Below are 15507 nucleotides of genomic sequence, written 5' to 3'. Positions count from 1 at the left end.
CTACCGACCAAAACGAAACCATTCAGAAAGCGGATGTTTTTTGTTGTTTATCCAGTGACACACCATGTCCATCGCAGCAACGGAAAACGTAATACCGTTTCCGCCAAAGCCACACACAAAATAGCTGTTCTTATATTTTTTGTGCTCTCCAATATATGGTAGACCATCTTTCGTCGCACCAAAAGTGCCCGCCCAGTTAAAATCGCGATAAAAATCCCTGTTAAAAATCTTATGAAAAGACTTCTCCAGTTTTAAACACTTTTGTTCAATCAATGCGTCTCTTTTTTTTGCGTCCTGGAATTCCTCATCTTCACCTCCTATCAAAAATCGACAGTCATCCGTTGTCCGCATATATAAATACGGGTCTGAGGTATTCCAGACCAACAAATCATTATACTGTTTATACAATATAGGGTCGACCTCAGAGACAATAGCAAAAGTGCTCAGCAACTTCACAAATCGCTCCGGAATCAATTGTACTGTCTCAAAACCGGTACAATAGACGACTTTTTTTGCACTGATCTCCACGCCGGTAGACACACGGACCAAATTGCTGCGTGCATTACATTGGACTGACAAAAGCTCTGTTTTATCGAAAATTTCTAGACCTTTTTCTGCATTATGGCGGAATAGCTCATGGGCAAAGCAAAACGCATCCATACTGCCCCCCTGCTTGGATATAATTCCGCCATAGGCTCCCGTCAGGTCATAACGAGATCTGATCTGCTCTTCCGATAACCATTGCACATCAAATCCGGCAGCTTTCCGCGCTTCAAATTCTGTCTTTAGCCAAGCGACATCCTTCTTGCGAGAGGCATAATAAAGAGAATCTTTTCTGCGGAAGCCTGCTTTGGATCCGATCTCTTTCGAAAGCTGTCCGAGGGTATCGATAGCCTCGCTGCATGCCCTGTAACTGGCGAGTGCTCCAGTTGCGCCGATGAGCTCCTTCAATTTGTAAAGTGGCATATCGATTTCATACTGTAGCATCGATGTTGTGGCGGCAGAACTTCCGTTTACAAGTTCTCGCTTATCAATAACAATACATTTTTTGCCCATTGACACACATTGATGGGCAATTAAAGCACCGGTAATGCCCCCGCCCACAATCAGAATATCGCAGGATTTGTTTTCATGCAACGAGGGATAGCTTGCCAACAGGCCATTTTTAACCATCCAAAATGGTTCATGTGATTTCAAGTCCATAATAAATTCAGCAATCGTCATTATAACCACTTCACAACGGAAAAGTTTTTTTTCAAAGTCTAAACTTTTCGGGGTTTATACGAGTTATTAGTCTAAACATCACTATCAAAGATTTATTAACTAAAATCGAAGCTAAATATGCGAGCAATTTGGACAGGAGCAATCGGATTCGGCTTGGTAAACATTCCAATAAAATTATACAGCGCAACGGAAAGCAGCAGTTTGGATCTTGATATGCTCGACCGTAAAGATCTGGCCAATATTAAATTCAAACGGGTAAACGAACAGACAGGTAAGGAAGTAAAATGGGATAATATCGTCAAAGGGTATTTTATGAAAGATCATTATGTGGTCCTTGAGGACGCTGATTTTGAAGATGCCAGTCCAGAAAAAACAAAGATGGTCAATCTGCATACATTTGTTAAATTGTCAGATATTGATAGCATCTATTTCGAGACTCCATATTATCTAGAGCCTCAAAAGGGCGGTGAAAAAGCCTATCAGCTGCTGGTCAAAGCTCTGGACAAAACAAAGACCGCGGGCCTCGGAGCTTTTGTCATGCGCAATGTCGAACATCTTGCTATCATCAAACCATACCAGAATGCACTTGTCCTCAATAAGATAAGATATCAACAAGAAATCAGGGAGCTCGATGAACTTAAATTGCCCACCTCAGTCAAAATTCAGAAAGCGGAAATGGATATGGCTACACAATTGATCCAGCAGCACAGTTCTAGTTTTGATATCAGCAAATACAAAAATGAATACATGGAAGATCTGATGAAGATCATCAAACAAAAAGATAAAGGTAAGCGACCGACAATCAGAAAAATTAAAGTCGAAAATACAAAGGCAGACGATTTGCTTGCAAAGTTACGGGCTAGTTTAGGTTAACGTACTGAGAAAACCTCAATCTATTGGAATCCCAATGATAAAGCTTCTGGTTCCTGATGTGGGATCTACACAAAGAGTGTATGATTAATACAACACTGGCGATTCTCCGCCAAACTAAATCTAAGCGAGCTATGTTCTCTACAAAAAACATGAAAAATATCATCCCGGAACAAAAAGAAGGTAAAAAGCTCGACTGTTTTGAAACTGTCGATTTTGAGAGTACAGCGGCAGCAAGCCATGCCTTTGACACTGTCTGCGCACATCTCGCACGTGTCAACCAGTGGTATGAACTGGCAGAAATCCCAGCCACTACGTTTCAACTGACCGACCGAAGCGGGCAGCCTATAGACCGCCCTATCCAACTACATGACTATATCCGGTTAGATATACCTGGCCCTGGATTACCGAGCAGCGATGGTTACGACTGGGTAACTGTGGTCAATATTGTCGATGAGGGTACCGAAGAATTAAAGCTTTATGCGCTAACACTCAAACCATGCCCGGATCCTAGACATCCCGACAATAGAGATACAGCCCACTTTTTTGAAGGAGTTTCTTCGTCCACCTTTCTAATCGAGCAGCGGAGAAACAGTATTCTCATACAATATGCAGGAAGAAATGAAATTGTTAATGTTGAAAATAGCCATCTGACAGACAACATCAGAAACTTTATTATCGGTTTGGGGGCTAAAGTTGGCGCATCATATCCGCAATGGAAATCGCTGGTTAAAGGTCTAGCCAATAGCGTCAGTCAAAGATAGTTTTCACATCGCTGTTAGACTATCAGGCGCTGCCTGCTGATTTTAATTTGACGTCAAATTATTCCCCATTATAATAAAAAATACGACAACTGGTTGGAAAATAATCCGGTATTGTTGTAATTTTTTTGTACATTTATGATAGCACAAGGAGTTTTTGGCGAATATGGAGACTATTTTTCAAACTTGCGATCTTAAGACCATCAAACTTCAGCATTTCGGCTGTCTCCTGGTCTTAGACCAACATGACCATATTGTCGGTGTTAGTGACCAAGCGGCAAAGAAAACAAAATTCGCTAGTACTGCGCTATTAGGCAGAAAGTTCCTGGCTGGTTTTTCAAATGTATTTGGTGACAATGCTGTAAAAATCCAAAACGCTATTAACGAGTTCCGTGAAAGCGGCCAGTCTCGGCATATCTTACCATTAAAGGTAGATGGCGAACGTTTATATTTTAAATTTCGAAACCATCAGAGTTTTCTATATGTTGAATGGGAAAGGCAACATAAAAAATACATATCAGCCAAAAAGATAAACGAGTTCAACTTCCTGCTCGATACAATTCATCCTGATAGCTGGGAGCGCGTATGTTTCGCAATCAATAAACTATTAGGTTACGACCATGTTTTCGTTTTACAGATCCAAGAAACTGGTTTCAGCAAAGTCATTGCAGAACACACAGCAGACGGCACTGCCTGCTATAGAAATAAGGCGTTTTCCCGTGATTTTATGCCTCCTGATGTGATAGCATATTACAGCGCTTATTCTTATCGCTATGTCCCGCATATCGACGAAAATCAACAGAACTTTATTTATATAGAAGAAGATCTAGACACAGTTTCGAGTTTGCTCCAGCCGATCCCCGCTCTCCATCAGCTTTTCCTCCAGCAGATCAATGCCAAAAGTGCACTCTTTTTCCGCATCTGTATCGATGGGCAATTTTGGGGCCTGGTCATCGCACGGCATACGAAGAAAAAACAGATCGACTTACAACAACGTAAACTCTGCGCTTTCGCGATACAAGCAGCGGCTAGCAAGTATGAAAGCCATATCAAACAAAATCTACTCGAGCGATCAGAGCTGCTCAAAATTGCTGAGGATGAATTAAAGAAAAGTCTGTCAGAAAATATGATGGTCAACTGCGCACTAGTACAGCATATGGATATCCTGACCCAGCTTGTTCATGCCGACGGACTGGCGATTTTCAACCAAGGGGATGTATTTCATTACGGACAGGTACCTCCGAAGTCACAATTTTATGAAATCGTCCATTTCCTACAGCAACATACAGATAAAGCACTATTTAAAGACTATAATTTCAGACTAAACCATCAGCCTACGTTTCGTGAAAAACTGAATTTTGCTGGTCTAATGTACCTTAAAATAGGTTTGGAAAATGATTATTATCTGGTCTGGTTCAGAAAAGAAGAGGAGAGCCGTGTCATTCAACTCAAAATGCAAGACAGTCAGGGGCTCAGAATTTCGGAAGATATCCAATATGATACAGCCAGACCGTGGAATGATGCCGAAATCAATTTTGTGCTTCGACTCAACCACATCATTAAAGAGTCGATATTCAGAAAGCTTAAAGAGCGACAGCTCCTTAATGAAGAGCTACTCAGCTTAAACAACGAACTGGAAATGTTTACCTATACGCTATCACATGATTTAAAAAATCCACTCTCGATTCTGAAAATGGGTATACAGTTTTTGCAACAGCATACTGACAATATGGACAGGACCAAATCCAATAAATGGTATCAGAATTTTAATCGCAGCATCAGTAATATTGAAGACATTATCAACAATATGGTCCAGCTCAGCCAGCACCGTGCCAATGCTCTGGACAAGGAGCCTCTGCCACTTTCATATACCATTCAGCGGATTTTTCAGGAAAACAAAATCCTTTACAACGCTACCAATTGTCAGCCATCTTTCGGACAGCTCTTCCCAGTGTGGGGTGAAAAAAGTGCGGTTTATCAAATATTCACCAATCTGATTGTGAATGCCATTAAATACTCAGCTCAGGCAGACAATCCCACTGTCCGAATCGAAAGTATCCTTGAGGATGAACACACCCATTACTGTGTTATTGATAATGGCATCGGCATCCCTTCTGCACATTTGCCACATATCTATGAGATGTTTTCGAGAGCCGATAATGTGGGTAATATAAAGGGAACAGGAATCGGTCTGTCCCTTGTCAAACGCATCATGGAACGGCTGGGTGGACGTATAGAAATTAATTCCCAAGTAAACGAAGGCACAATAGTACACCTTTACTTTCCTATCGTCAAACCTTTTCCGGATCATATGCTGAATGACTTATAATAAACAGCAAAATGGATTTTGATCCTCTATTTTACATCACTCTTTTTTCTTCTGGTACTTTCTTACAATTACCAGTGTCATGACAAAAATAAAAATGAATACAAAAAGCCACACCCCTGGCTCTGTATACCATTCATTGGAATTACCAGTATTCAGCGCTTCGGTCGTTTTTTCTGTTTGTACATCAACAATCAGCGCGATAACACTCAATATAAGTCTTACTTGCATAACTTCTTCCGTTTCAGAACATCAGTATGAGAACCGCCGTTCCTGCTATGTGGTTTTTATGAATATGTAAAATTGCCGTTATCAGACACGACTACGTTAAACCAATCGCCAATCAAAGTTGTTCTATGGATAAGTGAAGGCTTGCATCAAGCGCACCCCTATCAAAATTCAATATCAGATGGAAAGCATTGTAAAGCATACGATAGTAAAACAAGGTTTAATTATTGCATACTATTTCAGCAATAGGTGGTTTGGAAAGCGATTATTCAACGGACCTGAAACAAAGGACTCAAATGACAAAGAAGCCGAGAACTCCAAGCCCGGGAAAATGGAGCGCGAGGCGCCTCAGGAGGCCAGCCGTAATCGTCAAGACGATAATTTGGATTGGGACGAAAATGTCGAAAATCCGGCAATTCCCAAAAAGACTGATTAGCTTACCTTAGTTGGATTCATATTCCGATCTAAGCCGCATAGACCGGATCTCTGTCTACCTGATCTAACAATTGGAAGACAAACTCATTTATTATCCGGTGGATTGTACCTCAGCTTCGGTCTTGCGGGGCAGTTCGGGGATGATTGGATGTTTCTTCGAAATCACCCCAGTCCCATTGTTGAATAATATTTTTCCAATTAGAATTTCTCTGCTCTTCATCTGGTAATAGCAGCGTGGAATCTTTGAGAGTTCAACGGTCCTCGGCTTCCAACAGTCTAAATTTTTCACCATTAAACTTCGGCACCAATAGGTTTCTACTATTTGCCACAAAATCAACTGGTATGATCGCGGTCCGCCGAGGGGCTACCTGAGAATTCGAATAATGGGTATGGCAAACATAATACCACTGTTCTCCGCTTCGGAATAAATCACCGTGACCAGTTCCAGAAAAACCACTGTTCCTTCGGCTTAGGAAAGGATTTCCTTCGAGCTTGGTCCATGGCCCATAAACCTGCTTCGCAACAGCCACGCCCACAGCGTAGTCGGGATTCCTAAAATCATTAGCTGAATAGAACATGTAGTATAGTTCACCGAAACGTTGTATGGTAGGTCCCTCACTCACGGTCCACGTCACAGCGGCTGAATTTTCCCAGCCATGTTCCGCATGAAGACACTCTTTAAGCGTCTCTTCCTTAATACCTGAATAATCATCTTTTAGTTCGGCTATAAATATTCGGTTTCCATCAGTGAGCCGGACATGGAATAAATACTTTTTTTCATCTTTGTCTACAAATACGAAAGGATCAATCTGCTTGCCTTCCGCAATAATAGGTTTGGCTGTCTCTTGCTTAAAGGGGCCGATCGGTGAATCGCTTTCTGCAATCGCAATGTTTTCATTTGCGGTATAAGCCATGTAGAACCGTCCGTTTTCCTCCCAAACCTGCGGAGCCCAAAATCCTACTGTCCCAAATACATCCTTACTAATTAAAGCGAAACCCGCGTTCGCTCCTATTGGACCAGTCCAATGGTGTAGATCTGCTGATCGATAGACTTTGAATCCTTTAAGGCTATCAGCGTCGACATTTGTACCATAAAGGTAATAATAGCCTTTGTAATAGAAAATGGTGGGATCTGCCTGAAAAATCCCGTTTTCTTTTTCAGAAGAGAGTCCCGACACATGCGATGTGGCAAAGTCAAAGGGCTGAGCATCTTTTGAAGAGCACAAGGACACCAGTGCGTAACCAATGAAAAGCAATGGAACGATCTTTTTTATTTGCTGAAGGATATAAGTCATACCCTAAATTGGCTAAATTATTTCAGTAGCACGGGGTACAATCGTATCAATTAATAATCATTTTGTATCTTTTTTCTTGTTTTCGCTTCTGATTTCTTTTTTGTTGTGTGTTATATCCTCGCCTTTAAACATATTTTCGGTCGACTCTCTGCTATCAAGATTATTCTTATTGAGCACCGTATTGCCTTTACCAGTACGTGTAGTCTTGAAATTAGTTTGTGTTTTCATGAGCTGATTTTTAAATATGAAACAATATTTACCCAAAGAACCATAGCCGGACGATGTTAGTTGGACTAAAATAAAAAACGTTTTACTCTCTACACCTGTTCTATTTAAAATAATATGGACTATTTATAAAACTTTAAATGCATGTGTTATGACACGAATTTCTATGATTCTTCCATTTGTCACCAGCATCGTGTTGGTAATGGCATGTGATAACCAGACTCCACAACAGAAAGCTGAAGACCGGATGCAACATGCTGAAGAAAAAGCTGCCCTAGCCTCCGAAGATGCAATGGCGACGGCTGAAGACGCAGCTGCAAAAAACACAGAGGCCGTTGTTTACGCGAATATCGCTGCAGCCAATGAGGCTGTGGCTAATATACCTGCACCGGTACTGTCCAATGAGGAAGCAAAAAAACTATACAAAAAGCTGGGACGCACAATTGTGGACCGTATTAACGTTAAAACAGCCGCGGAAGCAATGGATAAAGAGCACGCAATCACTGAGATTAAAAACGAGCTATTAAATAAATTGCAATCGGGAAAAATCACGCAGGAAGATGTTGATCAGATACGGAAGTATCTTGCTGACTGCCTTGTGGCTGCGCAATCGACACGTTAGCTTTTATCTATAACTAAAGACAGTCATGAATATACAATTACATCAGGATTGCATCGAAGCTTGCTGGAGGTGTTTAACGGCGTGTCAGCACTGTGTTATGAGATGCACAGCGGAAAAAGATATCGCGGTCCTGGCCCAATGCATTGCCCTGAGTATGGAGTGTTCAACCATTTGTTCCATGCTCGCACAATTGATGTCCATGGAAAGTTTCTATGCTAAGAAGCTGCTGAGCATTTGCGCTGAGATCTGTTCCAACTGTGCAACAGAATGTTACCAACACAAGAATATCCATTGTCAGGCCTGTGCCAAGGCCTGTGAGGCTTGTGCAATTGCCTGCAACAAACTACTGACGTAGCACCATTATCTTAGACAACCAATACGAATAGACTTTTAATTTAAAATGCCGTGTTCAAAAGCAAATTTTACCAAATGTGCTGTATTCTTCACCCCAGCCTTTTCTATTAAATTCTGGCGATGTCCTTCGACGGTGCGCTTGCTCAAAAATATTTTATCGGCGATCTCTATATTCGTGTATCCTTCGGCAATTAATTTCAGAACTTCCAGTTCACGTTCGGAAATATCGAAGTCCATTTGTAAAACCGTAGATGATTGTATATACGTTTGCCCTGAACGCACTTGTTCTAGCAACAACATCGAAATCTCCTCACTCATATAACGCCCTCCGGTGGCAATGTGCTTCAAAGCAAATAGTAGCTCGTTATAACCGACATTCTTGACCAAATATCCCGCAAGGCCATATTCAAACGCCTCGATCACATAGTTAATTTGGTTTAACATAGATAGGATAACGACTTTGACATCCGGATAAGCCTCTTTCAACTGCTGCAAAAGTTCCATGCCGTCCATCTCCTCCATACTGATATCTGTTAAAACGATATCGGGAGAAGTATGGGTATACAAGAAGTTCAGTGCTTCACGACCATTTGACGCTTCTCCTACTACTTCAAAGTCGTCTTGCGATTCCAGTAGTAACTTAATGCCGTTACGTACCACCATGTGGTCCTCCACCAATAAGATTTTTATCATTGTTTTTTTAAATCGTTAATTTCAATAAAATACCTGTTTCTACCGTTTCATTGAGGATATCTGCGCTGTATAGCTCCGCGATTTTTCGTAATCGCAAAGGAGAACTACTCGTTTTGGCACTAGCTCTTGAGCCATCCTTTCGAAAATAAGGAAGTACTTTGATAATGACTGCAAAATCGATAAGCTGAACCGATAAGGAAATGGCTTGTACGGTAAGTTCATCTTTCAGATATTCAAACAATGTAGTCAGAAGTTTGAAAAGATGAACTTGCATATAATGTGGCATTTCTTTAAGGTTTGGATCAAGCAGGATATCAATAGATAAACCCAGTCGCTGCTTGTAAGACGCCACGACCTCGTCTACTGCATGAAAGATCCCCAGATCATTCAAAATCGGATTATACAGTAAAACAGCTTTGTTGCGCAGTTCTATTACGAGCGTGGTCAACGCATCCCGAAGGCAACGTAATTCTTCAAAGTCACCATGTCTATTGGTAAAATTTTGCAATGAGATCCGCATTCCGTATAATTCTTGGGCAAGCTCATCACGAAAGTAACGACCTATCCGGCCCAGATCATCCTGTTGACTGCGTATAATAGATTTATAAAAATCTTCCTGGCTTCCCTCCCATAGTTGATTTGTATCCTGCAGACGCTGTTCTGCCCGCGACGGATCTATATAGATACCTTTGTTATCGTCCCCCATAGTATTTCGCTTTCATGTTATAACTAATAACCGTTTTCATGCAGCAACTGTTTTTAAAAAATCATAAAGTTGTCTCCTTTAAAGGACTACGTATAAATACGTATTCGCCTCCATTAAGGTGGGGATAAAACTCTGGGAAAACACTTGTTGTTAAAGTAAAAAACACCTTAATTCGGATTTAACCTCATGCTCATACGAGCAAGAAACAAACCATTAATAAATTGTCACACAATCATTTACACAATACAAGAACTCAGTTGGCTGAGTTTTTTATAGTTTGTCCAGTGGGTGCTTGCTGAATTTTCTAGCACCTTAATTGTAGTTACTTACGCACTGATATACACTAAAATTAGAGCATATGGAAAATATCACAATCGATCAACTGTTTAAAGAAAAAAGACCTGCATTAAAATATTTAGCGGCGCAGTTTACCAATGATCCAGACGAAAGAGAGGACTTGGTACAGGAGACCATGGTGAGATCGCTATCTTCCATAGAAAAGTTCTTGAAGCACCCAAAATTGATGTCCTGGCTTTATATCATCATGAAGAATACCTATATCAATCAGTATACGCGCAACAAACGGCTGGAAAATTACCGAAATGAATATATAAGTATGGGCTATGCTAACGAAATTACCGGCAATAGAGGTGAGAACAATTTTGTTGCTTCTGATATTCAACATGCGCTCCATTGTCTTCCTAAAGATCACTACAACGCATTTGCAATGTTTTTGGAAGGTTTTAAATACTATGAGATTGCCGAGCATTTGCAGATTCCGGAAGGAACAGTGAAAACACGTATACATATGGCCCGGAAATCCCTTCAGAAGCAACTCAAGACGTACTCAAAAAGCATATTCTAAATAGGGTAAGATTTTATAGTATAAGCAGGGCGTTCAGATGGGAAACGCCTTGCTTTCTTTTGGGAAACCTATGTTACAGACCTTGTGAGACATGCTTCTACCTGCCGTTGAAGGGCAAGTACAAAAATAATCCAATTTTTCATGACCGCGTATTGATTGCATATAAAGTGAATTTACTTACTTTTAATAATTAATTCATATCCAAGTAATACCGTTTTCGTTACTTTATTATAGGAGAATTCATATAGTCAGGAAATAATTAAAAACAAATGAAGACGATCAGCTATTTTTTCCAGCGGATGATATTACGGATGTTCTTACGCCGATTCAGTTCTTTCTATTCACCGCTTCGATTCCATAAAACGTAAACGTATCAAGCTGGATAAGTAATTCGGCAATTATTTTAACGATAAATGCATTTAACCAAAGATGCCTTTGGCAAAGATTTCATCTGGGGAGTATCTACCGCGGCTTATCAGATCGAGGGGGCACATGATCTATATGGGAAAGGGCCTTCGATCTGGGATGTCTTTGTACAAAAAAGGAACCGTATATTTCAGAATCAGCATGGCAATATAGCGTGCGACTTTTATCATCGGTACAGCGATGATCTATCGCTGATGCGAAATATGCATATCCCGAATTATCGGTTTTCACTTTCTTGGAGTCGCATAATTCCACAGGGGACTGGAGCTATTAACGCGTATGGGTTAGATTTTTACGATAGGCTGATTGATCTTTCGCTTGAACTGGGAATCACGCCGTGGGTCACCCTTTATCATTGGGATCTCCCGCATGCACTCGAAAAAAGAGGAGGCTGGGTAAACCGCGATGTGAAAGAGTGGTTTGGGGAATTTGTCGCCAAGTGCGTCCGTGCTTATGGCGATCGTGTGAAGCATTGGATGGTGTTGAATGAACCCACCGTATTCACTGCGGCAGGATATTTTTTTGGTGTACATGCACCGGAGCGGAAAGGCTTGGGCAACTTTCTGGCCGCTACGCATCATGCAGCGCTGTCACAGGCTTATGGAGGCCATATAATCAAATCTATATTGCCGGATAGCTATGTAGGTACAACGTTCTCCTGTTCTCATGTCGAGCCCTTTTCCGACAAAAGTAGAGATATCGTGGCAGCAAAAAAGGCGGATGTACTCCTCAATAGACTATTTATAGAGCCCTTATTGGGGCTCGGGTATCCAACCGAGGAGATCAGCATTCTTCGCCGCATTGAAAAATATATGAAGCCAAACGATGAGAAGGAATTACGATTTAACATGGATTTTATCGGTATCCAAAATTATACCCGCGAAATCATCCGCTATGCTCTGTTTGTCCCCTACCTTCAGGCAAAGATTGTATCCGCCAAAGAACGGAAAGTCGATATGACAGAGATGAACTGGGAAGTCTATCCCGAATCGATTTATCAAGTGTTAAAAAAGTTTGGCGCCTACCCTAATATGCCCCCCCTCATCATTACGGAAAATGGTGCCGCATTTGCAGATACCGTTGAAAATGGCCTCGTCAATGATCCCAGAAGAACAGCATATCTACAACAGGCTATCCAACAGGTTTACAGGGCCAAGCAGGAAGGTATACGAGTAGACGGTTATTTCGTCTGGACCTTCTTAGACAATTTTGAATGGGCAGAAGGCTATAGACCACGTTTTGGACTCGTGTATGTAGATTTTGAAAGCCAACAGCGTATACTAAAGTCCTCCGGACGCTGGTATGCTGATTTTTTAAAATAACGCGCAGCTTTTGCTTATCATTAAATACGCCAAAGACGCTATTAGTTTATATAACTGTCCTAAGATTCCTTCCTAAAGTTCCTTTTTGGGTATTGCTGCTCCATCCATATCCCATATCCTTAAAGGGTGTTCAGATAATCACTTAAAGACAGTTCCGTACCGATCTGCAGTTTCTTTCGAAGTCTATAGCGGTGGATCTCAACTCCTCTGACAGTAATATTCTGCAATTGCGCAATCTGTTTGGAAGTAAAATGAAGCTTGAGGTAAGCGCATACTTTAAGATCATTTCGCGATAAGCCAGGATGTCTCGCCTTTAATTTGTTCAAAAAACCGTCGTTGAGTTCGTCGAAATGAGAGGCAAACTGATTCCAGTTCGCACTGTTTTTATCAATATCTTTGAGCAGGTTATTGATGCGCCTCAAATTAGAATCCTCGTCATCTCCAGTATCAAGTTTTGCCAGCTCATCCCTGATTTTGATTAGGGCACCTGAATTTTCAAGCAGCTGCATGCTGGTACTTGCCAATTCCTTGGTTTTATTGATCACTTCGTTTGCCAGCCTCTCGTTATTCAGTTTCACAATCTCTTTTTCATTTTTTTCTATTTCCAGCTGATGGATGTAACGAAGCTGTTCCATCTGTTGCTCATGCTTCTGTTGTTGTCTGGTCCACCGTAGTTGCTGCCAGCGCATAAGTCCAATAACACAGAGAACGGCAAGTAGACCGTACAGCATCTCTGCCCATATGGTCTTGTACCATGGTGGTAGTACGACAAAGCGGTAAGATGTAACTGCTGACTCCTGATTCAGATTGTTTCGCACCTTGAGTAGAAACGTATATTGACCTTCCTGTAAGTTCGTATAGGATTTATCAGATTGGGACGACCAGGAGGACCACTGCTCATCATAACCGACAAGCTTATAACTAAATTCCAGGTGCTGATAAATCCCATAACTCGGCGAAGAAAAATTAAATCGGAAAGCGTTAAATTCAGAAGGCAGTTCCGGAGATTTTTCTACGTTTGTAGTTAACGCTTCCGAAAAGTAGCCGGCAAAAATAAGACTGTCCTTCTTGCCGGTCGCCACGACCCGTGACAACATCGCCACTGGTTTAGAAGGCTGTTTAATATACTTATCAAAATTGATATGAATAACGCCTTTTTCAGCACCTATGTAGATATTGTTTCTATTAAAACAATAAATATGTTCAAATCCGGAGGTGTTCATACCTTCAATTTCGGGAAAATTAATCAGCTGGTAATTTCCACGTTTGGAGTCAAATTTCCCAACGCCCACCATTTTTTTTGTGCAGAACCAAACATTACCATCCTGATCATCCCGCAAATACCGTATCGTCAAATTTTTAAAGGCGGCAAAGTGTTCCGCAGGCACAAATTTCTCTTGGTCATAGTCATATCGATATAGGCCTTTCTCGGTCGCGAACACAACTTGATTCTTAACTTTGAATACATAATTTTGGTAGTCGGCTGGCAGACCATGCTTCTTTGTATAAAGCTTGGTATGATACGACCGTCGGTCCGACGATAGCAGGATACGATATATTCCTCTATAAGGATGTGAAGCCCAAATTGTTCCATGTTCATCCTGTTCAAGAAAACGAAATGAGTCTGACAATCCTTTCAACAGTCCACTTGAAAAAAAATTTCCTTCTTTAAACCCCAGTAATCCCAGCCCTTGATAAGTGCCAACCAATGTATTTTCAACAGGATAAACCATGCTAAGGGGCAAAAGCCTCCAAGTGCCTATGTCCTGTGAGAGCGGTAGAAGATGTCCTTCCCTGATCTCAAAAAGGCCTTTGTTATGCCCCAAAAGCAGACGTCCATTAAGCTGTTCGAGGCGCCAGGCCTCACCCCCGTCACTCCGCTGGAGCAGCGAAAATGAGGCCGGAGACCGGCTATGATCCGATATCCCCTGTTCTATCGCTGCATGATAAACGCCATTTGAAGAAGAAAGATAAAGCCGTTGATTAAAAATCAGTGACGAATAACCAGTCACATCGTTCTCCAAATTTGGTCTGAAATAACGTATGGCACTACCATGGCTGATAACGGAAATGAAGTTATCTGTCCCCACCCAGATATTTTTTTGCCGGTCGACAAAGACTGCTGTGACATTCTTGTTGTGCAGGCCTTCGCGAATACCGATCCGTTGTAAGGTATGGCCATGAACATCTCGAATATGGCAACCATCTTTCGCATTGCCGGATACAAAGGTAGAATCATCTATTTTCGCCAGGGATGGTGTATAACTACCATCCCAGGACGACAAATTGAGAGGAGTTAATTTTCCATTTTGAAGGGCATAGCTCTCATTATTTAAAGTCGACAATAGCATACGGTTAGCTGTCGAAGGTAATATAGATGCTATTTTAGTATTTTTAAACGGTAGATCCGGCAGATAAGGAATCCATTTATTCTCATGGTATTCCATAATACCATGCTGCCTGTCCTGTGCAAATAACCTGTCTCCGGACCTTCCGATATAGAACCATTCAGCAGCAGCAGGATGACATTGTATTGTTTGCCCTTTTAATTCAAAAATAACATCTGTACCCCGAAAAAAAATAGATTGCCCCAACCCAACCGTATTCCAGATATCGGCAAAGTTACGATACTTTTGAGGGACCAAATGTCTTAGTGAAGTATACTTCAGCCCCATTTGTGCCGAGCGCTCAAAGTACCCAAAATCACCCTGCCCTCCAACATAAATGCGATCGTTGTCATCCACCCATAGCGAGCGGATGTTCGTATGATTGGGCAGAGGGAAAGTCTTCCAATATCTTCCATCAAAGGTAAGCAAACCTTCACTATTGCCAAAATACATGATACCGTGACTATCCTGTTTAATATCCCAAGTACGGCTCCCTCCCTGATAGACAGATTTACCATAATTATAGACAAGGGGAAGACCAAGCAGATCCTGGCCCCAGAGCCGGCATGAAAACAAAGTCGAGAGGATGAAAAAAAGGATGACAAAATACTTCATAATAATTCCCTTCAATTGGCTGACGTAAACTTGACGTACCCCAAATATATTGATTTTTGAGAGATACCAAGATATGATGTAGTGTTGAAGTACCACTAAAATTCGATATTGCAGCCACTACACTTAATTTTGAAATTGATAATTATAAACAAT

16 protein-coding genes are annotated in these 15507 nt (G+C 41.3%); 8 read left to right on the top strand and 8 right to left on the bottom strand.

The genetic code is table 11. From position 1 onward, the window contains the following. Positions 1–1203: an NAD(P)/FAD-dependent oxidoreductase gene (locus FGL37_RS19930; protein ID WP_028069551.1), complete on the bottom strand. Its 1203-nt coding sequence runs from the start codon at positions 1201–1203 to the stop codon at positions 1–3. Between the two features lie 138 nt (positions 1204–1341). On the opposite strand from FGL37_RS19930, the gene ku reads away from it, so the two are divergent. The 3 genes from ku (at position 1342) to FGL37_RS19915 (ending at position 5184) form a co-directional block, all read left to right on the top strand. Next, a complete protein-coding gene (gene ku / locus FGL37_RS19925; protein ID WP_028069550.1) occupies positions 1342–2097 on the top strand; it encodes a non-homologous end joining protein Ku in 756 nt (251 codons plus the stop codon). A 149-nt stretch (positions 2098–2246) separates the two neighbouring features. After that, positions 2247–2858 (top strand): hypothetical protein, encoded by a 612-nt coding sequence (locus FGL37_RS19920; protein ID WP_138096972.1) that lies wholly within the window; start codon positions 2247–2249, stop codon positions 2856–2858. Positions 2859–3021: 163 nt separating this feature from the next. Beyond that, positions 3022–5184 (top strand): GAF domain-containing sensor histidine kinase, encoded by a 2163-nt coding sequence (locus FGL37_RS19915; protein ID WP_028069549.1) that lies wholly within the window; start codon positions 3022–3024, stop codon positions 5182–5184. Positions 5185–5220: 36 nt separating this feature from the next. Here the strand turns inward: FGL37_RS19915 and FGL37_RS19910 are convergent, their stop codons facing one another. Next, positions 5221–5412 carry a hypothetical protein gene (locus FGL37_RS19910; protein ID WP_028069548.1) on the bottom strand — a complete coding sequence of 64 codons (192 nt, stop codon included), beginning with the start codon at positions 5410–5412 and terminating at the stop codon, positions 5221–5223. A 178-nt stretch (positions 5413–5590) separates the two neighbouring features. Here FGL37_RS19910 and FGL37_RS19905 point away from each other — a divergent pair, with 178 nt between their 5' ends. Then, positions 5591–5845: a hypothetical protein gene (locus FGL37_RS19905; RefSeq protein ID WP_037532971.1), complete on the top strand. Its 255-nt coding sequence runs from the start codon at positions 5591–5593 to the stop codon at positions 5843–5845. A 90-nt stretch (positions 5846–5935) separates the two neighbouring features. On the opposite strand, the gene FGL37_RS25980 is transcribed toward FGL37_RS19905, so the two are convergent. The 3 genes from FGL37_RS25980 to FGL37_RS25435 are packed head-to-tail and all read right to left on the bottom strand — an operon-like array spanning position 5936 to position 7367. Then, positions 5936–6064, bottom strand: a complete 129-nt coding sequence (locus FGL37_RS25980) for a hypothetical protein (protein WP_262709473.1) — start codon at positions 6062–6064, stop codon at positions 5936–5938. Positions 6065–6095: 31 nt separating this feature from the next. Then, on the bottom strand, positions 6096–7139 hold the full coding sequence (locus FGL37_RS19900) for a glycoside hydrolase family 43 protein (protein ID WP_081817838.1): 1044 nt from the start codon (positions 7137–7139) through the stop codon (positions 6096–6098). Between the two features lie 57 nt (positions 7140–7196). After that, positions 7197–7367, bottom strand: coding sequence for a hypothetical protein (locus FGL37_RS25435; RefSeq protein ID WP_160169482.1), 171 nt, complete (start codon positions 7365–7367; stop codon positions 7197–7199). 148 nt (positions 7368–7515) lie between these two features. Between FGL37_RS25435 and FGL37_RS19895 the strand changes: the two genes are divergently transcribed. Both FGL37_RS19895 and FGL37_RS26230 read left to right on the top strand, forming a co-directional pair. Beyond that, positions 7516–7986, top strand: coding sequence for a hypothetical protein (locus tag FGL37_RS19895; RefSeq protein ID WP_138096970.1), 471 nt, complete (start codon positions 7516–7518; stop codon positions 7984–7986). 25 nt (positions 7987–8011) lie between these two features. Then, positions 8012–8341 (top strand): four-helix bundle copper-binding protein, encoded by a 330-nt coding sequence (locus FGL37_RS26230; RefSeq protein ID WP_081817837.1) that lies wholly within the window; start codon positions 8012–8014, stop codon positions 8339–8341. Between the two features lie 35 nt (positions 8342–8376). Here FGL37_RS26230 and FGL37_RS19885 read toward each other — a convergent pair whose 3' ends face one another. Then, complete coding sequence (locus FGL37_RS19885) at positions 8377–9033, bottom strand: response regulator transcription factor (protein WP_028069545.1); 657 nt, start codon at positions 9031–9033, stop codon at positions 8377–8379. 7 nt (positions 9034–9040) lie between these two features. Beyond that, the gene (locus tag FGL37_RS19880; protein WP_028069544.1) at positions 9041–9739 is read right to left on the bottom strand and encodes a hypothetical protein; all 699 of its coding nucleotides are present in this window, start codon (positions 9737–9739) and stop codon (positions 9041–9043) included. 358 nt (positions 9740–10097) lie between these two features. Between FGL37_RS19880 and FGL37_RS19875 the strand changes: the two genes are divergently transcribed. Then, on the top strand, positions 10098–10604 hold the full coding sequence (locus FGL37_RS19875; protein WP_028069543.1) for an RNA polymerase sigma factor: 507 nt from the start codon (positions 10098–10100) through the stop codon (positions 10602–10604). 413 nt (positions 10605–11017) lie between these two features. After that, positions 11018–12352: a GH1 family beta-glucosidase gene (locus tag FGL37_RS19870; RefSeq protein ID WP_028069542.1), complete on the top strand. Its 1335-nt coding sequence runs from the start codon at positions 11018–11020 to the stop codon at positions 12350–12352. A 119-nt stretch (positions 12353–12471) separates the two neighbouring features. Here FGL37_RS19870 and FGL37_RS19865 read toward each other — a convergent pair whose 3' ends face one another. Continuing rightward, entirely contained in the window at positions 12472–15354 is a 2883-nt protein-coding gene (locus FGL37_RS19865; RefSeq protein WP_028069541.1) for a two-component regulator propeller domain-containing protein, read from the bottom strand. Positions 15355–15507: the final 153 nt, after the last annotated feature.

Origin of the sequence: Sphingobacterium thalpophilum, assembly GCF_901482695.1 — a bacterium.
Lineage (GTDB): Bacteria > Bacteroidota > Bacteroidia > Sphingobacteriales > Sphingobacteriaceae > Sphingobacterium > Sphingobacterium thalpophilum.
The sequence above is the reverse complement of the archived record's forward strand: the minus strand, read 5'-3'. Positions and strand labels throughout refer to the sequence as shown.